General features: G+C 72.8%; 16 protein-coding genes. 3 read left to right on the top strand and 13 right to left on the bottom strand.

Translation table 11 applies throughout. The annotated features are described in order from the left end of the window. Positions 1-46: 46 nt before the first annotated feature. From ACLGIH_RS23155 to hrcA, 6 genes are all read right to left on the bottom strand, one after another. Positions 47-3,274: a S41 family peptidase gene (locus ACLGIH_RS23155; RefSeq protein WP_416527183.1), complete on the bottom strand. Its 3,228-nt coding sequence runs from the start codon at positions 3,272-3,274 to the stop codon at positions 47-49. A gap of 55 nt (positions 3,275-3,329) precedes the next feature. Beyond that, the gene (locus tag ACLGIH_RS23150) at positions 3,330-3,836 is read right to left on the bottom strand and encodes a hypothetical protein (protein WP_416527182.1); all 507 of its coding nucleotides are present in this window, start codon (positions 3,834-3,836) and stop codon (positions 3,330-3,332) included. Between the two features lie 82 nt (positions 3,837-3,918). After that, a complete protein-coding gene (locus ACLGIH_RS23145) occupies positions 3,919-4,659 on the bottom strand; it encodes a 16S rRNA (uracil(1498)-N(3))-methyltransferase (protein ID WP_416527181.1) in 741 nt (246 codons plus the stop codon). Continuing rightward, positions 4,656-5,741, bottom strand: coding sequence for a nitronate monooxygenase (locus tag ACLGIH_RS23140; protein WP_416527180.1), 1,086 nt, complete (start codon positions 5,739-5,741; stop codon positions 4,656-4,658). Before ACLGIH_RS23140 ends, ACLGIH_RS23145 begins: the two co-directional genes overlap by 4 nt. 331 nt (positions 5,742-6,072) lie before the next feature. After that, complete coding sequence (gene dnaJ / locus ACLGIH_RS23135) at positions 6,073-7,212, bottom strand: molecular chaperone DnaJ (protein WP_416527179.1); 1,140 nt, start codon at positions 7,210-7,212, stop codon at positions 6,073-6,075. Next, positions 7,213-8,229: a heat-inducible transcriptional repressor HrcA gene (hrcA, locus tag ACLGIH_RS23130; RefSeq protein ID WP_416527178.1), complete on the bottom strand. Its 1,017-nt coding sequence runs from the start codon at positions 8,227-8,229 to the stop codon at positions 7,213-7,215. Positions 8,230-8,391: 162 nt separating this feature from the next. Here hrcA and ACLGIH_RS23125 point away from each other — a divergent pair, with 162 nt between their 5' ends. Next, positions 8,392-9,123 carry an MBL fold metallo-hydrolase gene (locus ACLGIH_RS23125; RefSeq protein WP_416527177.1) on the top strand — a complete coding sequence of 244 codons (732 nt, stop codon included), beginning with the start codon at positions 8,392-8,394 and terminating at the stop codon, positions 9,121-9,123. Positions 9,124-9,157: 34 nt separating this feature from the next. Beyond that, a complete protein-coding gene (locus tag ACLGIH_RS23120; RefSeq protein WP_416527176.1) occupies positions 9,158-9,955 on the top strand; it encodes a DUF3097 domain-containing protein in 798 nt (265 codons plus the stop codon). Between the two features lie 185 nt (positions 9,956-10,140). Here ACLGIH_RS23120 and hemW read toward each other — a convergent pair whose 3' ends face one another. From hemW to lepA, 4 genes are all read right to left on the bottom strand, one after another. Beyond that, on the bottom strand, positions 10,141-11,373 hold the full coding sequence (gene hemW, locus ACLGIH_RS23115) for a radical SAM family heme chaperone HemW (RefSeq protein ID WP_416527175.1): 1,233 nt from the start codon (positions 11,371-11,373) through the stop codon (positions 10,141-10,143). Positions 11,374-11,399: 26 nt separating this feature from the next. After that, the gene (locus tag ACLGIH_RS23110) at positions 11,400-13,298 is read right to left on the bottom strand and encodes a SpoIIE family protein phosphatase (protein WP_416527174.1); all 1,899 of its coding nucleotides are present in this window, start codon (positions 13,296-13,298) and stop codon (positions 11,400-11,402) included. Between the two features lie 175 nt (positions 13,299-13,473). Further along, positions 13,474-15,351, bottom strand: a complete 1,878-nt coding sequence (locus tag ACLGIH_RS23105) for an AMP-dependent synthetase/ligase (protein ID WP_416527173.1) — start codon at positions 15,349-15,351, stop codon at positions 13,474-13,476. Between the two features lie 270 nt (positions 15,352-15,621). Continuing rightward, the gene (gene lepA / locus ACLGIH_RS23100) at positions 15,622-17,490 is read right to left on the bottom strand and encodes a translation elongation factor 4 (protein WP_416527172.1); all 1,869 of its coding nucleotides are present in this window, start codon (positions 17,488-17,490) and stop codon (positions 15,622-15,624) included. Positions 17,491-17,737: 247 nt separating this feature from the next. On the opposite strand from lepA, the gene rpsT reads away from it, so the two are divergent. Then, on the top strand, positions 17,738-18,004 hold the full coding sequence (rpsT, locus tag ACLGIH_RS23095) for a 30S ribosomal protein S20 (RefSeq protein ID WP_416527171.1): 267 nt from the start codon (positions 17,738-17,740) through the stop codon (positions 18,002-18,004). Between the two features lie 317 nt (positions 18,005-18,321). Here rpsT and ACLGIH_RS23090 read toward each other — a convergent pair whose 3' ends face one another. The 3 genes from ACLGIH_RS23090 to ACLGIH_RS23080 all read right to left on the bottom strand — a co-directional run bounded on the left by ACLGIH_RS23090 (position 18,322) and on the right by ACLGIH_RS23080 (position 20,412). Next, positions 18,322-18,717, bottom strand: coding sequence for a nuclear transport factor 2 family protein (locus tag ACLGIH_RS23090; protein WP_416527170.1), 396 nt, complete (start codon positions 18,715-18,717; stop codon positions 18,322-18,324). A gap of 58 nt (positions 18,718-18,775) precedes the next feature. Continuing rightward, complete coding sequence (gene holA / locus ACLGIH_RS23085) at positions 18,776-19,765, bottom strand: DNA polymerase III subunit delta (protein ID WP_416527169.1); 990 nt, start codon at positions 19,763-19,765, stop codon at positions 18,776-18,778. Positions 19,766-20,166: 401 nt separating this feature from the next. Then, the gene (locus ACLGIH_RS23080) at positions 20,167-20,412 is read right to left on the bottom strand and encodes a hypothetical protein (RefSeq protein WP_416527168.1); all 246 of its coding nucleotides are present in this window, start codon (positions 20,410-20,412) and stop codon (positions 20,167-20,169) included. Between the last annotated feature and the right edge of the window lie 18 nt (positions 20,413-20,430).

The raw sequence follows: 20,430 nt of genomic DNA, 5'->3' as shown, positions 1-20,430 counted from the left end.
TAGGGGCATCGTATCCGCCGGCCCGCCGTGGCCGGGGGCCGGCGGACTACGGCAGGTCCGGCGGGGTCTTCGCCGGGGCCCGCTCCAGGGCCTCCAGGGCGATCCTGACCGCCTCGTCCAGCTGGGGGTCGCGGTCGGCGGCGTGGTCCTGCGGAGGGTGCGGCACCTCCACGTCCGGGTCGACGCCGTGGTTCTCCACGCCCCACCCGTAACCCTCCAGCCAGAACGCGTACTTCGGCTGGGTGACGAGCGTGCCGTCGATCAGGCGGTAGCGGCTGTCGATGCCGATGACGCCGCCCCAGGTGCGGGTGCCGACCACCGGGCCGAGTCCGAGCGCCTTGATCGCCGCGTTGACGATGTCGCCGTCCGAGCCGGAGAACTCGTTGGCGACGGCGACGACCGGTCCGCGCGGCGCGTCCCTCGGATAGCTGTCGGCGCGCATGCCGCGCGGCAGGTCCCAGCCGACGATCCGCCGGGCCAGCTTCTCGATGACGAGCTGCGAGGTGTGGCCGCCGCGGTTCTCCCGGACGTCCACCACGAGGCCCTCGCGGGCGACCTCGACCCGCAGGTCCCGGTGGATCTGCGCCCAGCCGGGGGCCTGCATGTCGGGGACGTGCAGGTAGCCGAGCCGGCCGCCGGACCGCTCGTGGACGTAGGCGCGGCGGTCGGCGACCCAGGCGTGGTAGCGCAGGGGCTCCTCGTCGGCGAGTGGGACGACGACGGCGTGCCGCGGATCGCCGCCGCCGGACGGGAGGACGGTCAGCTCCACCGGCTTGCCCGCCGTGCCGACCAGCAGCGGGCCCGGCCCGGCGACCGGGTCGACGGGCTGTCCGGCGACGGCGACGATCGCGTCCCCGGCGCGTACGGCGACGCCGGGCGCGGCGAGCGGGGAGCGGGCGTCGGGGTCGGAGGTCTCCGAGGGCAGCACGCGGTCGATGCGCCAGGTGCCGTCCTGGTGTCGGGAGATGTCGGCGCCGAGCAGGCCCTGCCGGGCGCCGCGGCCGTGACCGCCGCGCGGGACGACGTAGGCGTGCGAGGTGCCGAGTTCGCCGTGCACCTCCCACAGCAGGTCGACCAGGTCGTCGTGGGTGGCGAGCCGGTCGAGGACGGGGCGGTAGCGGTCCAGTACGCCGTCCCAGTCGACGCCGCTCATGTCCGGCCGCCAGAAGTGGTCCCGCATGATGCGGCCGGTCTCCTCGTACATCTGCCGCCACTCGGCCGCCGGGTCGACCCTCTGGCGGACCCGGGTCAGGTCGACGGTGATGTTCGTGTCGCTGTCCTCGTCGTTCGAGGCGCGGCGGTCGCTGGGCACGACCTTGAGCCGGCCGTCGGTCCACAGCAGCACCCGTTTGCCGTCCCCGCTGACCTCGAAGTCGTCGGCGTCGGCGGCGAGATGCTCGACGCGCTGCTGGGCGAGGTCGTAGCGCTCCAGCTCGGTCTTGGGGTCGGGGTCGTCGGGGGTGGCCCGGGAGGCGCCGAGCACGCCGGCGACCGGGTGCCTGAGCCACAGCACGCCGTCCTTGGCGGCGCGCAGCCCGGAGTAGCGGGCGGCCTCGACGGGGAACGGCACGATCCGGTCGGCCAGGCCCTCCAGGTCGACGCGGGTGGCGGGGGCGCCCTCGCTGTCGGGGGTCTCGTCGCGGTCCGGGGTCTCGAAGGGGCGTCCGTGGCGTTGCGGGCCGAAGGGCGAGGGCGTGGTGGCGGCGAGCGTGATCAGGTACGGGCGGACGCCCTCGACGAAGGCGAGGTCGAAGACGTGCTCGTCGTAGACCGGGTCGAAGGAGCGGGCCGACAGGAACGCGAGGTGCTTGCCGTCGAGGGTGAAGGCGGGGGCGTAGTCCTGGAAGCGCAGCGGGGTCGCCTCGGTGACCGACAGGTCGGTGGTGTTGGCGAGCTTCAGCTGGCACAGGGGGCGCGGGCCGGGGTGCGACCAGGCGAGCCAGGCCGAGTCGGGCGAGAAGACCAGCCCGGAGACGTCACCGTCCGCGCTGCGGTCGACCTCGCGGACCTCGCCGGTCTCGCGCTCGACGAGCAGGACCCGCCCGTCGTGGGAGGCGACGGCGGCCCGGCTGCCGTCGGGCGCCATGGCCAGTTCCAGCACCCGGCCGAGCTGTCCGGCGGCGAGCCGGCGCGGGGTCGTGCCGGGGGCCGGCCCGGTGGCGGGCGCGAACTCCAGCGCGTCGTCGCCCTCGGCGTCCGTCACCCACACCGCCCACTCCTCGCCCTCGGCGCGGAAGGTGCGGGGCAGCCGGGCCCGGACGCCGGGCGTCGCGGCCAGCGCGCGGGCGGGCCCGGAGCGATGGGTCACCCAGTGGACGCCGCCGCGCACGCAGACGGCGCTGCCGCGGGCGGTGTGGTCGGGAGCGGCGGAGCCGTAGAACCGGGAGACGTTCAGCGGGTAGGGCTGGAGGTCGACGCGCGGCCCGCCGAGCCGGACGTCGAGGCGGCGCGGCTCGGCGCCGTCCAGGTCGTCCAGGACCCACAGTTCACCGGCGCAGGAGTACACGACGCGGGTGCCGTCGGTGGCGGCGTGCCGGGCGTAGAAGCCGTCGAGAGGGGTGTGCCGGCGCAGGTCGGAGCCGTCGGCGAGGGAGGAGTACAGGGCGCCGGTCCCCTCGTGGTCGGAGAGGAACGCGATCCTGCCCCGCTCCCGGCTTCGCTCGGGGGCCCCCGCCCCCACCCACATCGGGTACTCGATGTTGCCGTCGAGGTCCTGGTGCAGCCGTACGAACTCGCCGTTGCCGTCGGGGTCGATCCACAGCTTCCCCGCCGTGCCGCCCCGGTACCGCTTCCACCGGGCCGCCTCCAGGCCCATGGGCGCGGACAGCAGCACGGTGCGCGGCCCGTACGCGACGTCGCCGACGGGCCCGTACGGCAGGGTGTCGGCCGGTCCGCCGTCGAGCGGGACGGCGCGGGCCCAGGTGCGGCGCAGGCTGGCCTGGCCGTGGGCGCTGATGGCCAGGACGTGCCCGTCCGGGGTCCAGCCGCGCACCTGGGTCTTCGGGCTCCCCCAGTACGTCAGGCGCCTGGCGGGCCCGCCGTCGGCGGGCGCGACGTGCACCTCGGGGGCGCCGTCCCGGGTGGAGGTCCAGGCGACGGTGGTGCCGTCGGGCGAGATGCGCGGCTGGGTGACCGGCACGTTGTCGGCACTGACCCGCCAGGCCCGCCCGCCGTCGAGCGGGGCGAGCCACACGTCGTCCTCGGCGGTGAAGGCGACCAACTCGCCGTGCGGGTGCGGAAACCGGAGGTAGGCAGGCGCTGCGGACTGAGTCACGCCCTCAGCCTATGCAGCGGCGGCCTCGCCGGACAGGGGTTTGGATCAGTTTGGATCACTTGCCCTCGGGCCAGCATCCGGGGCGTTCCTGGCACCAGACGGTCTTGGTGACGGTCACGGTGACGGTGGGCCGGGGAGCGTTGCCGCCGGGGCCGTTCCCGGGCGGGGTCGGGGTGGCGTCGCAGTCGCCCAGCCCGTTGACGCGGAACCACTGCCTGCCGTCCACCTTCGCGGTCAACTCGCCGCGCACGCAGGCGCCGTCGACGATGCGGGTCACCTTGCCGTCGACGGTGATCTTCTTGCCGTCCTTCGTCTCGCCCTCGCAGTCGACGGAGGCGACGGTCTCCTCGGTGGCCGACGCGGACCGCCCGGAGTCGCCGTAGTCGGCCGTGCACGTCAGCCAGCGCACCTCGGTGTCGCGCCGCTGCATCTCCCGCGTCACCGTCTCGTCGGTGGTGTACGCGACGGACGCGGAACTCATTCCGCCCGGTTCGCAGGCGACGACCCCGCCGACGGCGAGCACGGCGATCCCGGCGCCCAGCAACCGCCTCATTGCCCCCATGCCGGGCAGCCTGCCACCGACGGGCGCGAGACGGTAGGGCGCATACGGCCACTTCGCACCACCCCGGTGGCGACCCCGCTCGTCAGCCCCAGCGGCCGGTGCGCCCCAGCAGCAGGGCGGTCGCCGCCGTGCCGGCCGTCGAGGTCCGCAGGACGGTGCGGCCGAGAACGTACGGCTGCGCGCCCGCCTCGGCGAACAGCGCCAACTCCTCGGTGCTCACGCCGCCTTCGGGACCCACGACCAGCACGATCTCGCCGGTGCCGGGCAGTTCGGCGGTGGCCAGCGGCTCCTCGCCCGTCTCGTGGAGCACGGCGGCGAAGTCGGCGGCGGCGAGAAGTGCGGCGACCTGCTTGGTGGTCGCGAGGTCCGCGACGTCGGGGAAGCGGACCCGGCGGGACTGCTTGCCGGCCTCGCGGGCCGTCGCCCGCCACTTGCCGAGGGCCTTCCGGCCCCGCTCGCCCTTCCACTGGGTGATGCAGCGGGACGCCGCCCACGGCACGATCGCGTCGACGCCGACCTCGGTCATGGTCTCGACGGCCAGTTCGCCGCGGTCGCCCTTGGGCAGGGCCTGGACGACGGTGATGCGGGGCTGCTCCGGGGGCTCCTCGGCGACCGGGTCCAGGCGCAGGACCAGCCGGTCCTTGCCCTCGGTGGCCAGCACCTCGCCCCCGGCCCAGCGCCCGGCCCCGTCCGTGAGGACCACGGTCTCGCCGACGCGCAGCCGCTTCACCGAGACGGCGTGCCGCCCCTCGAGACCGTCGAGCACATACCGGCCGTCCCCGGTCGCGTCGAGGTGCTCCGCCACGAACACCGGCGCCGTCATCGGCCCCCACCTCCCGTGACGTACGCCGACAACGCTGTCCCGGCGGCGGCGAGTTCGGCCACCAGGACCTCCACCAGCTGACCGGCGGGCAGCTCCCGGGCCATGCGATGGCCCTGGCCCGCCCACAGCGCCATGCCCTGCGCGTCCTTGGCCTTCGCCGCCGCCTTCCGCAGCGGCGCCGTGAGGTGGTGGACCTCCGGGTAGGCGGCCGGGGCGTACGGGCCGTGCTCGCGCAGGAAGCGGTTGACCAGGCCGCGCGCCGGACGGCCGGAGAACGCGCGGGTCAGCTCCGTGCGGACGAAGAGGGGGTTGGTCAGCGCCTGCTTGTGCAGGTCGTGCGCACCGGACTCGGGGGTGGCGAGGAACGCGGTGCCGAGCTGGGCGGCGCTCGCCCCGGCCGCGAGCACCGCGGCGATCTGGGCGCCGCGCATGATGCCGCCGGCGGCGACGATCGGCAGGCTCACCGCCTCGCGGACCTCGGTGACCAGCGGCAGCAGCCCGATCCCGGAGCCGTCGGTCTCCGGCAGGTCCCGGTGGGTGCCCTGGTGTCCGCCGGCCTCCACGCCCTGCGCGATCACCGCGTCGGCCCCGGACCGCTCCACGGCCCGGGCCTCCTCGGCCGTGGTGGCGGTGACCAGGACGAAGGTGCCGACGCGGTGCAGGGAGTCGACGACCTCGCGGCCGGGCACACCGAAGTGGAAGGAGACCATCGGCACGGGGTTGTCGAGCAGCACCGCGAGCTTGGCCTCGTAGCCGTCGTCCCGGCCGCTGTCCCGGTCGCCCAGCTCGGTCTCGTACCAGCCGGCCTCACCGGCGAGCTGGTGGGCGTAGACGTCGACGGCGGCCGGGTCGGACGTCTCCGGCTGCGGTAGGAAGAGGTTGACGCCGAAGGGACGGCCGGTCAGCCCCCGCACCTGCTTGATCTCCTGGTACAGCCCGTCCGCGGTCTTGTACCCGGCGGCCAGGAAGCCGAGCCCGCCGGCCTCGCAGACGGCGGCGACGAGCCGCGGCACGGAGACGCCGCCCGCCATGGGAGCCTGCACGATCGGATAAGGGAAAAGATCGGTCAGTGCGGAGGACATGACGGCATGTTTTCACGTCCTCCGAACAAGTCCGAATCCGGCCTTCCGTTGGCATACGCCAGGAGCATCCGCACCCGCGGACCACCGTCAGCACCGGCCCACACGGGTTCTCGCCCCCGCCGCCCCTACCCGTCCCCTGGGGGCTTCGCCCCCAGACCCCCGATTTCGGCCTGGACGGCCTCGTCCTCAAGCTCCCCCAGAGGGGGTACCCCCAGACGGGCTGGTTTCTCAGCCCCTCCGGCGTTTGAGGAGCGGGGGTCCGGGGCGGAGCCCCCGGGATGGGCCGGGTAGGGGCGGCGGGGGCGAGAACCGGCCGTCCGCCACCATCCCGTCAGCGTCCGTTGAACGCGTCCTTCAGCCGCGAGAACAACCCCTGCTGCCCCGGCTGGAACTGCCCCTGCGGCCGCTCCTCACCACGCAGCTTGGACAGCTCCCGCAGCAGCCGCTCCTGCTCGGGGTCGAGCTTCGTCGGCGTCGTGACCTCGACATGCACGATGAGGTCACCCCGGCCACCGCCGCGCAGGTGGGTGACGCCCCGGCCGTGCAGCGGGATCGACTGGCCGGACTGCGTGCCGGGCCGGATGTCGACGTCCTCCATGCCGTCCAGCGTCTCCAGCGGCACCTTGGTGCCGAGGGCCGCCGCCGTCATCGGAATGGTGACCGTGCAGTGCAGGTCGTCACCGCGGCGCTGGAAGGTGGGGTGCGGCAGCTCGTGGATCTCGACGTACAGGTCACCGGCCGGACCGCCGCCGGGCCCGACCTCGCCCTCACCGGCCAGCTGGATCCGCGTGCCGTTGTCGACACCGGCCGGGATCTTCACGGTCAGGGTGCGACGGGAGCGGACCCGGCCGTCGCCGGCGCACTCCGGGCACGGGGTCGGGACCACCGTGCCGAAGCCCTGGCACTGGGGGCAGGGGCGGGAGGTCATGACCTGGCCCAGGAAGGACCGGGTCACCTGGGAGACCTCGCCGCGGCCCCGGCACATGTCACACGTCTGGGCACTCGTGCCCGGCGCCGCGCCCTCGCCGCTGCAGGTGTTGCAGACGACGGCCGTGTCGACCTGGATGTCCTTGGTGGTCCCGAACGCGGCCTCGTCCAGCTCGACCTCGATCCGGATCATCGCGTCCTGGCCCCGGCGGGTGCGCGAGCGCGGCCCGCGCTGCGACGCCGTACCGAAGAACGCGTCCATGATGTCCGAGAAGTTCCCGAAGCCGCCCGCGCCGAAGCCGCCGGCCCCGCCACCGCCGCCGGCCTGCGACAGCGGGTCGCCGCCGAGGTCGTAGACCTGCTTCTTCTGCGGGTCCGACAGCACCTCGTAAGCGGCGTTGATCTCCTTGAACCGCTCCTGGGTCTTCGGATCCGGATTGACGTCCGGGTGCAGCTCGCGCGCGAGCCGCCGGAAGGCCTTCTTGATCTCTTCCTGCGACGCGTCGCGGCGCACGCCGAGAACGGCGTAATAGTCCGTGGCCACCTACGACTCCGCCAGGATCTGTCCGACGTACCGTGCCACTGCGCGTACCGCTCCCATCGTTCCCGGGTAGTCCATGCGGGTCGGTCCGACCACGCCGAGCTTGGCAACCGCCTCGCCGCCCGAACCGTAGCCCACCGACACGACGGACGTGGAGTTGAGTCCTTCGTGGGCGTTCTCATGACCGATACGGACGGTCACGCCCGGATCCTTGGCCTCGCCGAGCAGCTTGAGGAGCACCACCTGCTCCTCCAGCGCCTCCAGCACCGGCCGGATCGTGAGGGGGAAGTCGTGCCCGAAGCGGGTGAGATTGGCGGTGCCGCCGATCATCAACCGCTCCTCGTTCTCCTCGACCAGTGTCTCCAGGAGAGTGGAGAGCACCGACGAGACCGTACCGCGGTCCTCGGGGTCGAAGGCGTCCGGAAGGTCCTCCACCAGCGTCGGCACGTCCGTGAACCGGCGGCCCGCGACCCGGCTGTTGAGCCGCGCGCGCAGATCCGCCAGCGACGACTCGCCGAACGGCGCCGGACAGTCGACCATCCGCTGCTCCACCCGCCCGGTGTCCGTGATCAGCACCAGCATCAGGCGCGCGGGCGCGAGCGAGAGCAGCTCCACGTGCCGCACGGTCGAGCGGGTCAGGGACGGGTACTGCACGACGGCGACCTGCCGGGTCAGCTGCGCCAGCAGCCGCACCGTGCGGGCCACCACGTCGTCGAGGTCGACGGCGCCCTCCAGGAAGTTCTGGATGGCGCGCCGCTCGGGGGCCGTCATCGGCTTGACCCCGGCCAGCTTGTCGACGAACAGCCGGTAGCCCTTGTCGGTGGGGATGCGCCCGGCGCTGGTGTGCGGCTGGGCGATGAACCCCTCCTCCTCCAGGGCCGCCATGTCGTTGCGCACGGTGGCCGGGGAGACGCCGAGGTTGTGCCGCTCGGTGAGGGCCTTGGAGCCGACGGGCTCCTCGGTGCCGACGTAGTCCTGGACGATGGCGCGCAGTACCTGCAGCCTTCGTTCACTGAGCATCGCGCACACCTCCAAAAGTCCTTCGTCCGGCTTCCCCTCCTGGCACTCGGCGCGTGTGAGTGCCAGACTTCCCCGGCCAGTGTACGGCCGTGGGGCACACCCCGGGCAAGGGCGGGCCTGCGCCGTCGTGCCCGGATCCGTCGTCCCCGTTAGCGTCGCGGTATGACGGTGACTTGGGAAGAGCTGGGATGGGAGAGGGTGGCGGCCGGTGTCGGGCGGTGCCGGCTGCCGGTGTGGGACTGCACGGCGGGGCTGGTCGTCGGCCGGGGCGCGGCGCTGCTGATCGACGCCGGGTCGAGCCTCGGGGAGGGCGCCCGGTTGCGTGCCGAGGCGCAGGCGCTCGCCGGTCACCGTGTGACGCATCTCGCGCTGACCCACCCCCACTTCGACCACGTCTTCGGCGCGGCGGCCTTCGCGGGCGCGGAGGTGTTCGGCGCGGTGGGCGTGGACACCGTCCTCGGTACCGGCTCCGGGCGGGACGAACTGCGGGCGGACGCGGTCGCCCACGGCCTGGACGCACGCCGGGCGGCGGAGGCGGCCGACGCCCTGGTGCCGGTGCGCCACCAGGTGTGCGGCGAGTGGACCCTCGACCTGGGCGGCGGCCGGCAGGTGCTGCTGGCCAACCTCGGGCCCGGGCACACGGCGCACGATCTGGCGGTGCTGGTGCCGGGCGACCCGGAGGTCGTCTTCTGCGGCGACCTGGTCGAGGAGTCCGGGGCTCCGCAGGCGGGCCCCGACGCCGTACCGGCGCACTGGCCCGCCGCGCTGGACCGGCTCCTCGACCTCGGCGGGGACGACGCGCTGTACGTCCCCGGGCACGGCGCGGTGGTGGACGCGGCCTTCGTCCGGGCCCAGCGGGACGCGCTGGCGGCCCGGTACGGCGTGTCGCGCTGATCACGGCACGCGGGATTCTCCTATCGTCGGGAGAATGCGCCAGTACTCCCCCGATCTGACCCCGTCGTGGAAGAAGCCGCAGCCGGTGCCGGAGGTTCCGGCCGAGCCGGGACTGGTGGTGGAGGAGCCGGGGACCGGCTTCTGCGGGGCGGTGATCGGCTGCGAGGCGGGCACGGTGACGCTGGAGGACCGCTTCGGCAAGCACCGGGTGTTCCCGCTCCAGCCGCGCGGGTTCCTGCTGGAGGGCCGGGTGGTGACACTGGTGCGGCCGTCCTCGGGGCCGGCGCGTCCGACGCGTACGGCGTCCGGTTCGGTCGCCGTTCCGGGCGCACGCGCGCGCGTGGCCCGCGCCGGGCGCATCTACGTCGAGGGGCGGCACGACGCCGAGCTGGTGGAGAAGGTGTGGGGCGACGACCTGCGCATCGAGGGCGTGGTCGTGGAGTACCTGGAGGGCGTGGACGACCTGCCGTCGATCGTCGGCGAGTTCGCCCCCGGGCCGGACGCGCGCCTGGGCGTCCTGGTGGACCACCTGGTGCCGGGCTCGAAGGAGTGGCGCATCGCGGAGTCGGTGACCAGTGAGCACGCCCTGGTGGTGGGCCACCCGTACATCGACATCTGGGAGGCGGTGAAGCCGTCGGCCCTGGGCATCGGGTCCTGGCCCCGGGTACCGCGCGGCCAGGACTGGAAGACGGGCGTGTGCCGGGCGCTGGGCTGGCCGGAGAACACGGGCGCGGCCTGGCAGCGGATCCTGTCCCGGGTCGGTTCGTACAAGGACCTGGAGCCGGAGCTGCTGGGGCGGGTGGAGGAACTGATCGACTTCGTCACGGCGTAAGTCCCTCGCCCCCGCCGCCCCGGCCCGTCTCCTCAAACGCCGGAGGGGCTGGCTTTCAGCCCGTCCGGGGGTACCCCCTCTGGGGGAGCTCGAGGACGAGGCCGTCCAGGCCGACAACCGGGGGTCTGAGGCGGAGCCCCCAGGGGAGGGGACGGGTGGGGGCGGCGGGGGCGAGAACAGTCCGGTCAGTCCACCAGGTCCCGCACCACCGCATCCGCCAGCAACCGCCCCCGCAACGTCAGCACCGCGCGGCCCTCCCCGTACGGCCCCTCCTGGAGCAGCCCGCCCGCCAGCGCCCGCCGCGACGCCGACAGCCCCCGCTCCCGCAGCAGCGACAGCGGCACGCCCTCCCGCAGCCGCAGCTCCAGCAGGATCCGCTCCACCCGCCGGTCCTCCTCCGCCAGGACCTCCCGCCCCGCCCCCGGCGACCGCCCGCCGGCCAGCGCAGCGGCATACGCGCCCGGGTGCTTCACGTTCCACCAGCGCACCCCGCCCACGTGGCTGTGCGCACCGGGCCCGGCGCCCCACCAGTCGGCGCCCCGCCAGTACAGCTCGTTGTGCAGGCAGCGGCCCACGTCGGAGGTGGCCCAGTTGGAGACCTCGTACCAGTCGAAGCCCGCCGCCGAGAGCCGCTCCTCGGCGATCAGGTACCGGTCGGCGTGCACGTCGTCGTCCGTCATCGGGACCTCACCGCGCCGGATGCGGCGGGCGAGCCGGGTGCCCTCCTCGACGATCAGGGCGTACGCCGAGACGTGGTCGGGGCCGGCGCCGAGCGCGGCGTCGAGCGTCGCCCGCCAGTCGTCGTCGGACTCGCCCGGCGTGCCGTAGATCAGATCGAGGTTGACGTGCTCGAAGCCGGCCGCGCGGGCCTCCGCGACGCAGGCCTCGGGCCGGCCGGGCGTGTGGGTGCGGTCCAGCACCTTCAGCACGTGCTGCCGCGCGCTCTGCATGCCGAAGGAGATCCGGTTGAAGCCGCCCTGCCGCAGCGCGGCCAGGTACGCCGGGTCGACCGACTCCGGGTTCGCCTCCGTCGTGACCTCGGCGTCCGGCGCCAGCCCGAACTCGTCGCGGATCGCGCGCAGCATCCGTACGAGATCGTCGGCGGCCAGCAGGGTGGGTGTGCCGCCGCCGACGAACACCGTGCGGACCTCGCGCGGGTCGTCGCCGAGCACCTTGCGGGCGAGGCGGACCTCGTCGGTCAGCGTCCCGGCGTAGTTGTCGCGGGAGGCGAGCACGCCGCCGGTGCCGCGCAGCTCGGTGGCGGTGTAGGTGTTGAAGTCGCAGTAACCGCAGCGGGTCGCGCAGTACGGGACGTGCAGATAGAAGCCGAGGGGGCGGTCCGCGGCCCCGGTGAGCGCGGAGGCGGGAAGCGCGCCGTCGGCCGGGACGGGTTCGCCGTCGGGGAGTGCGGAGGGCATTCCTCCATTGTCCCGTACCGCATGGGCTACTCCGCCTGGAGCACCAGCAGGGCCAGATCGTCCTCCGGCGGACGGTCCCCGAACTCGTGCACGAGCCGCCGGATGCGCTCGGCGATCGGCTCGGCGTCCAGCCCCACGCACCCGGCGAGCGCCGCGGCGAGCCCGTCGCCGTCGTCGAACTGGCGGGAGCCGTCGCGCCGCTCGGTGATCCCGTCCGTGACGCACAGCAGGGTGTCGCCGGAGCGCAGCTCGACGGTGTCGCTGGTGTACGTCGCGTCCTCTATCACCCCGAGGAGGGTCTGCGGCTGCGCGGCGGAGCGGACGGTGCCGTCGGGGGCGAGCAGCAGCGGCAGAGGGTGGCCGGCGGAGGCCAGGGTGCAGCGGACCCCGCCGTCGAAGGGCACCAGTTCGCCGTAGAGGAGGGACAGGAAGCGGGTCTGCGGGCCGTCGCCGGGGGCGGCCGGGCGGGCGCCGGCGGCCACCAGCGCGCGGGCGGCGGCGTCGGCTGCCTCGGTGGCGTCGTCGAGGAGGAGCTGGTTGAGGCGGTCCAGGACGCCGGGTACGCCGTACCCCTCGCGGGCCAGCAGCCGCAGCCAGGGCCGGGCCAGCCCGATGACGACGGCGGCCTCGGGACCCTTGCCCTGGACGTCGCCGACGGCGAAGCACCAGCGGCCGTCGCCGGCCGGGAACAGGTCGTAGAAGTCACCGCTGGGGCCGCCCTTGACGCACGGCTCGTGGACGAGGGCGGTGCGCACGCCGGGGATCTCGGCGACCGCGCCGGGCAGCAGGCCGCGCTGGAGGACCGCGCTGATGGCGGCCTGCCGGGCGTACTGCCGGGCGGCGCCGATCGCGAGCGCCACCCGGCGGCTGAGGTCCTCGACGAGGCCGGTGATCTCGTCGGGGATGCGGTGCGGCCCGGCCCGGCCGATGACCAGGGTGCCCAGGGGCCGTCCGCCCGCGGCGAGCCGGTAGGCGAGGGCCGCGCCGCGCGTCTCGTGCGGGCCGAGCGCCTCGCCGGGCCAGGGATGGGCGACCGGACCGGCCGGACCGGCGTGGCCGGGGTCGGGCGGGCGCGGCGGGTCCTTCTCCAGGGCCCGGCGCAGTTCCTCGATGCGGCTTTCGCTGCCGTGCCAGACGCGGGCGAGCCGTGCGCCGGTGGCGGAGCGGCCCGGGGCCTCGTCCTCCATCCACACCGCGCACCAGTCGGCGAGCCGGGGCACGATCAGCTGGCCGGTGAGGGAGGCGACCAGGTCCTCGTCGAGCTGTCCGGCGAGCAGGTCGGAGGCCTCGGCGAGGAAGGACAGCGCCGCCCGGCCCAGCCACTCCCGGTCGCGGTCCGCCTCGGGCGGCTCGGGGGCCAGCAGTCCGGCGCACCGCAGGCCCTGCGCCAGGTCGCCCTCTCCGGCGTACGCCTCGGTCCGCGCGGCGGCCTGCCCGGCGGCCGCCGGGCACAGGCGCGCCCAGACGGACTTGGCGCCGACGCGGTAGGTGATCCCCCACGTCTCGCAGAGCGCGGCCACCAGCCGCAGTCCGCGACCGTACTCGGAGCCGTCGTACGGCGACTGCGGGTCGCCGCTGCGCGGGGCGCGGGAGGGGTGGCGGTCGCACGCCTCGACGACCAGGGCGCCGCTGTCCTCCAGCCGGCAGACCACCTCGACGTCGGTGCCGGCGTGCACGACGGCGTTGGTGACGAGTTCGCTGACGACCACGAGGGCGTCCTCGAGGAGGCGGTCGGTCAGGTGCTCGGCGCCGGGCAGACCGAGCCCGGTCCACTCGGCGCGCGCCGACCGCAGCAGCGCGCGGGCGGCTCCCGGCGCGAGGGAGCTTCCGGGCAGGGTCGCGCTCGTCTGCCCGGAAGTCGTGGAGTGCGCGGGCACGCCATCGGCACGGAAGACGGTCTCCCGTTGCGTCGGAATGGCCCCCATGGACGGCCCCCTGGGAATTTCGTACGTGTACACCGCGGTCGCTGCCGACAGAGTGACAGACCGGACGCGGGCGTACGCGCCGAGTTACCGAAGTGGGCCGCCATGGGTGACAACCGTGCTACAGAGGCGGTCGGGAGCGGTCCGGAACGGGACCGATCCGGACCGCATCCGTGATTCAGGCCTCGCGCGCACCCTCGTACATCTCGTCGATCAGGTGCTTGTACTCGCGCTCGACGACCGGCCGCTTCAGCTTCAGGCTCGGGGTGAGCTCGCCGTGCTCGATGTCGAGGTCGCGCGGCAGCAGCCGGAACTTCTTGATCGTCTGCCAGCGCTGGAGGCCTTCGTTGAGCTGCTTGACGTAGCCGTCGACCATCTCCACGGTGGCCGGCGCGGCGACGATCTCGGCGTACGGCTTGCCCTCCAGGCCGTTCTCCTTGGCCCACTCGGTGATCGCCACCTCGTCGAGGGCGATGAGGGCGGTGCAGAAGTTCCGGTCGGCGCCGTGCACCAGGATGTTGGAGACGTACGGGCACACCGCCTTGAACCGGCCCTCGACCTCGGCGGGCGCGATGTACTTGCCGCCGGAGGTCTTGATGAGGTCCTTCTTGCGGTCGGTGATGCGCAGGTAGCCGTCGGCCGACAGCTCGCCGATGTCGCCGGTGTGGAACCAGCCGTCGGACTCCAGCACCTCGGCGGTCTTCTCGGGCAGCTTGTGGTAGCCCTCCATGATGCCGGGGCCGCGCAGCAGGATCTCGCCGTCGTCGGCGATGCGCACCTCGGTGCCGGGCAGCGGCTTGCCGACCGTGCCGGTGCGGTACGCCTCGCCGGGGTTGACGAAGGAGGCGGCGGAGGACTCGGTGAGGCCGTAGCCCTCCAGGATGTGGATGCCGGCGCCGGCGAAGAAGTAGCCGATCTCCGGCGCGAGGGCGGCGCTGCCGGAGACGCAGGCACGCAGGTTGCCGCCGAAGGCCTCGCGGATCTTGGCGTAGACGAGGGTGTCGGCGACCTTGTGCTTGGCGGACAGCCCGAAGGGCGCGTTCGCGGTGCCCGTGCGGCGGAAGTTGTCCTGGGTGACCTTGGCGTACTCGCGGGCGACGCCGGCGGCCCACTGGAAGATCTTGTACTTGGCGCCGCCGCCGGCCTTCGCCTTGGCCGCGACCCCGTTGTAGACCTTCTCGAAGATGCGCGGCACGGCCGCCATGTACGTCGGCTGGACGACCGGCAGATTCTCGATGATCTTGTCGACCCGGCCGTCGACGGCGGTGACGTGACCGACCTCGACCTGGCCGGAGGTCAGCACCTTGCCGAAGACGTGCGCGAGCGGCAGCCACAGGTACTGCACGTCGTCCGGGCCGACCAGCCCGGTCGCGGCGATCGCCTTCGCCATGTACGACCAGTTGTCGTGCGGGAGGCGGACACCCTTGGGGCGGCCGGTGGTGCCGGAGGTGTAGATGAGGGTGGCGAGCTGGTCCTTGGTGAGCGCGCCGACCCGCTCCTTGACCAGGTCCGGGTCCTTCTCCAGGCGGGCCCTGCCCCGGCTCTCCAGCTCGTCCAGGGTGAGCACCCAGTCCTCGGACGTGTCGGCGCCGGCCGGGTCGATCACCACCACATGGGTGAGCTCGGGCAGCTCGCCGCGCTTGTCGCGCGCCTTGGCGAGCTGCTCGGCGTTCTCCGCGATGAGCACGCGGCTCCCGGAGTCGGAGAGGATGTACGCCGACTCGTCGGCGTTGGTCTGCGGGTAGATCGTCGTCGTCGCCGCGCCCGCGCACATGATGCCGAAATCGGCGAGGATCCACTCGATCCGGGTCGCCGAGGCCAGTGCCACCCGCTGCTCGGGCTGCACGCCCAGCTCGATCAGGCCGGCCGCGATCGCGTACACACGCTCGGCGGCCTGCGCCCAGCTCAGCGACTTCCAGTCGTCCGGGCCGTGGCCCGAGGCCGGCGGCACGGGATAGCGGTACGCCTCGGCGTCCGGCGTGGCTGCCACGCGCTCCAGGAAGAGGCCCGCCACGGACGGCGGACGGTTCTCGATCAGTGTCTGTGTGTCGCTCACGACATCCTCCGGGCCCGCGACGGTGCGGCTGCTCGTTGCGGCTGGCTCGTTGCGCCGGCTCAGGTGGGGGCTGGCTCAGGCGGGGCTGGTTCTCACACTCGGGCGGTTGTTTAACTCATGAGTAACTATCGGGCAGGGACAGAGTAGAGGCAGGTCGGCCACGACGTAAGAGCCCGCACCCTGTCACTTCCCACAGACAGCGCCGGCGCACACGAAGGGGCCCGCCGCACTTTCGCACGACGGGCCCCGTTCCGCCTCTTTTGCGGGCGGCTACTTCTTGCCCTTGCCGGATCCCGCGCTGTCGTCGCTGGACAGGACGGCGATGAAGGCCTCCTGCGGAACCTCCACGGAACCCACCATCTTCATCCGCTTCTTGCCTTCCTTCTGCTTCTCCAGCAGCTTCCGCTTACGGGAGATGTCACCGCCGTAGCACTTGGCGAGGACGTCCTTGCGGATGGCGCGGATGGTCTCGCGGGCGATCACCCGGGAGCCGATGGCGGCCTGCACCGGCACCTCGAAGGCCTGCCGCGGGATCAGCTCCTTGAGCTTGGCGACGAGCCGGACGCCGTACGCGTACGCCTGGTCCTTGTGGGTGATCGCCGAGAAGGCGTCCACCTTGTCGCCGTGCAGCAGGATGTCGACCTTGACCAGGCTGGAGGTCTGCTCGCCGGTGGGCTCGTAGTCGAGGGAGGCGTAGCCGCGGGTCTTGGACTTCAGCTGGTCGAAGAAGTCGAAGACGATCTCGGCGAGCGGGAGGGTGTAACGGATCTCCACCCGGTCCTCGGACAGGTAGTCCATGCCGAGCAGGGTGCCGCGCCGGTTCTGGCACAGCTCCATGATCGAGCCGATGAACTCGGTCGGCGCCAGCAGGGTGGCGCGCACGACCGGCTCGTACACCTCGCTGATCTTGCCCTCGGGGAACTCGCTCGGGTTGGTGACCGTGTGCTCGGTGCCGTCCTCCATGATCACGCGGTAGACCACGTTGGGCGCGGTGGCGATCAGGTCGAGCCCGAACTCGCGCTCCAGCCGCTCGCGGATCACGTCGAGGTGCAGCAGGCCCAGGAAGCCGACGCGGAAGCCGAAGCCGAGGGCGGCGGAGGTCTCCGGCTCGTAGACCAGGGCGGCGTCGTTGAGCTGGAGCTTGTCCAGCGCCTCGCGCAGCTCGGGGTAGTCCGAGCCGTCCAGCGGGTAGAGGCCGGAGAACACCATCGGCTTGGGGTCCTTGTAGCCGCCGAGCGCCTCCTCGGCACCCTTCTGCTGGCTGGTGACGGTGTCACCGACCTTGGACTGGCGGACGTCCTTCACGCCGGTGATGAGGTATCCCACCTCGCCGACGCCGAGGCCGTCGGCGGACAGCATCTCCGGCGAGTTGGTGCCGATCTCCAGCAGCTCGTGCGTGGCGCCGGTGGACATCATCCGGATGCGCTCGCGCTTGTTGAGCTGGCCGTCGATGACACGGACGTACGTCACCACACCCCGGTAGGAGTCGTAGACGGAGTCGAAGATCATCGCGCGGGCGGGGGCGTCCTTGACGCCGACCGGGGGCGGGACCTCGGCGACGACCCTGTCCAGCAGCGCCTCGACACCGAGCCCGGTCTTCGCGGAGACCTTGAGCACGTCGTCGGGCTCGCAGCCGACCAGGTTGGCCAGCTCCTCGGCGAACTTCTCGGGCTGCGCGGCCGGCAGGTCGATCTTGTTCAGCACGGGGATGATCGTGAGGTCGTTCTCCATCGCCAGGTAGAGGTTGGCGAGGGTCTGGGCCTCGATGCCCTGGGCGGCGTCGACCAGGAGGATGGTCCCTTCGCACGCGGCGAGCGACCGCGAGACCTCGTAGGTGAAGTCGACGTGCCCCGGGGTGTCGATCATGTTGAGGATGTGCGTGTTGCCCTTGTCGTGGGTCGGGGCCCACGGCAATCGCACCGCCTGGGACTTGATCGTGATGCCGCGCTCTCGCTCGATGTCCATGCGATCGAGGTACTGGGCGCGCATCTGCCGCTGCTCGACCACACCGGTCAGCTGGAGCATCCGGTCGGCGAGCGTGGACTTGCCGTGGTCGATGTGCGCGATGATGCAGAAGTTGCGGATCAGAGCCGGGTCGGTTCGGCTCGGCTCGGGCACATGGCTAGGGATCGCGGGCACGCAGGGTCCTGATTCTTGAGGCGTCCGCAGTGTCTGCGGTCTCGGGTCGGATCGGATCGATACGTAGCTTCCATGGTCCCACGCGTGGAGACCGGCGACGGGTTTGGGCCACGGAATGGGCCGCTGGTAGTGTGGGGGGCTGTGTCTCTTGCCCTCTCAGCGTGAGACACGTCATCTGGAAATCACCGGCACAGGATCCGTGCGGCACACCGCCCGGCCCCGTGCCAGAACCTGAAAAGGCTCATTCGTGGCGAACATCAAGTCCCAGATCAAGCGGATCAAGACCAACGAGAAGGCTCGGCTGCGCAACAAGGCCGTCAAGTCCTCCCTGAAGACCGCGATCCGCAAGGCCCGCGAGGCCGCTGCCGCGGGTGACGTGGAGAAGGCCACCGAGTACCAGCGCATCGCTGCGCGTCAGCTCGACAAGGCCGTCTCCAAGGGCGTCATCCACAAGAACCAGGCCGCCAACAAGAAGTCGGCGCTGGCGCAGAAGGTCGCCGCCATCAAGGGCTGAATCCCCTATCTGGTCTGATCGCCGGAAGGACCCAGGGCGGGCCCTCTCTCATCCGCTCCCGACCGGCACCCCGGATCCGTGCGCGGCCTGCGTTCGCCACGCGGGCACGGGTCCACGAGCGTGAACCGAAGGCCCCGCCCAGCACCCTTCCCCAGGGTGCCGGGCGGGGCCTTCGGCATGCGTCTGCGCGGCCTTCAATATGCGTGAGCGGGCGTTGGGCACGCGTGTGCGGGCCTTGGGCGCGCGTGTGCGCGGGGCCTTGGACACGCGTGTCCGGATCCTTGGGCATGCGTAGGGAGCACACCCGCCGCTGAGCGCTACGACCAGAAGTCGTCGGCCGCGTCGAGATCCTCCACGCATTCGTCGAGATCGGTGATCTTGTCCCCGACGATGCGGAAGACGATGCCTCCGTTCTCCTCCAGGTGCTTGCCCTTACGGTCGGCGATGAGGCGGTGCAGGGTCGACGCGTGGCCCCGGCCGTCGACGAGGATGTGGCGCAGCTCGACCCGCGCCGTTCCGTCGGTCTCCGCGGCGATCCGCCGGTACATGTCGATGATCGCGTCCTGCCCCTTGAAGTCACCCGAGAGGACGCCGGTCCCGGGCACATGATGCGTGGCGTCCGCCGCCATCAGGCCGCGCAGGGTGTCCAGGTCCCCGCTCGAGAACGCCTCATAGCCCTTACGGACGAGTACTGCGTGCGGGTGTTCAGCCATGACGCTCGCCACCTCTCCACTGCTGGGCGACTACGGCTGACACACCGATTCTCCTCCTCTACGCCCGGCCCCTCGACCGCGCCGCACGGGCGATGGTGACAACGGCCTTCTCCAGTGCGTACTCGGGGTCGTCACCGCCTCCCTTGACCCCGGCGTCCGCCTCGGCCACCGCCCGCAGCGCCACCGCGACGCCGTCCGGTGTCCAGCCCCGCATCTGCTGGCGCACCCGGTCGATCTTCCACGGCGGCATGCCCAGCTCCCGGGCGAGATCGGCGGGCCGCCCGCCGCGCGCCGACGACAGCTTGCCGATCGCCCGCACGCCCTGCGCGAGGGCGCTGGTGATCAGCACCGGTGCCACGCCGGTGGACAGGGACCAGCGCAGCGCCTCCAGCGCCTCCGCGGCCCGTCCCTCGACCGCCCGGTCGGCGACCGTGAAGCTGGAGGCCTCGGCGCGGCCGGTGTAGTACCGCCCGACGACCGCCTCGTCGACGGTGCCCTCGACGTCGGCGACCAGCTGGGACACCGCCGACGCCAGCTCCCGCAGGTCGCTGCCGATCGCGTCGACCAGCGCCTGGCAGGCCTCCGGCGTGGCCGACCGCCCGGTGGTGCGGAACTCCGCCCGCACGAAGGCCAGCCGGTCCGCCGGCTTGGTCATCTTCGGGCACGCCACCTCGCGGGCCCCCGCCTTGCGCGCGGCGTCCAGCAGGCCTTTGCCCTTGGCACCGCCCGCGTGCAGCAGCACGAGGGTGATCTCCTCGGCGGGGGCACCGAGATAGGCCTTCACGTCCTTGACCGTGTCGGCGGACAGGTCCTGCGCGTTGCGTACGACCACGACTTTGCGCTCGGCGAAGAGCGACGGGCTGGTGAGCTCGGCGAGCGTGCCGGGCTGCAGCTGGTCCGGGGTGAGGTCGCGTACGTCCGTGTCGGCGTCGGCGGCCTTGGCGGCGGCCACCACCTCCTGCACGGCACGGTCGAGCAGGAGGTCCTCCTGGCCCACGGCGAGGGTCACCGGGGCGAGAGGGTCGTCGTTCGCAGTCTTCCTGGCCATCGCGACAAGCATCGCACGCGGCACTGACAACGCCGCGCTGTGAGGGCGGCGGGGCTGTGCGGTGACTGCGACGGGGGGCGGGGGCCCGGGTGTGGGGTGGCGGGTCCTGGGGTGAGCCTGTGGGGTGGGTGGGGTGGGGTGAGGGGGGAGGCGGGGCTCCTGGATGAGCTGCGGGGAGAGGTGGCGGGACCCCTGGACAAGCCTCCGGGAAGAGGTGACGGGGCTCCTGTCGTGGAGGGACGAGGTGCGGCGGAGCTTCTGTGGCGGAGGACCGCGGAGGCCTCGCCACCCCGCCGCAGAGGGCTGCGGCACCGTCGGTCCGGACGTGCGGTCACCCGGCCACGCAAGGCCCCCACCGTCGTTCGGCCGTCGCTCGACGGTGCGGTGTCCTCGCCGTGAGGCTAGGGCTCCTCGCGCCAGCCGTCCCACTGGGCCGCGAACTCGTCCAGTTCCTCGGCGTCCAGCCGTTCCTCCTCGTCGCGCAGGACGACGAGCCACTGGGCGTCCTCGGCGTCGTCCTCCCCGGCCAACGCGTCCCGCACGACACGGGGTTCCTCCACCAGGCCGAACCGCTCCCCGAGCGCCTCCGCGGCCTCTTCCGCGGCCTCGCGATCGGGCAGCACGAGCAGATGTCTCACGTCACTCACACCGGCCATTGTCCGCCA

This window comes from Streptomyces hamibioticus, assembly GCF_047946815.1.
In the GTDB taxonomy this organism is placed as follows: domain Bacteria; phylum Actinomycetota; class Actinomycetes; order Streptomycetales; family Streptomycetaceae; genus Streptomyces.
The sequence above is the reverse complement of the archived record's forward strand: the minus strand, read 5'-3'. Positions and strand labels throughout refer to the sequence as shown.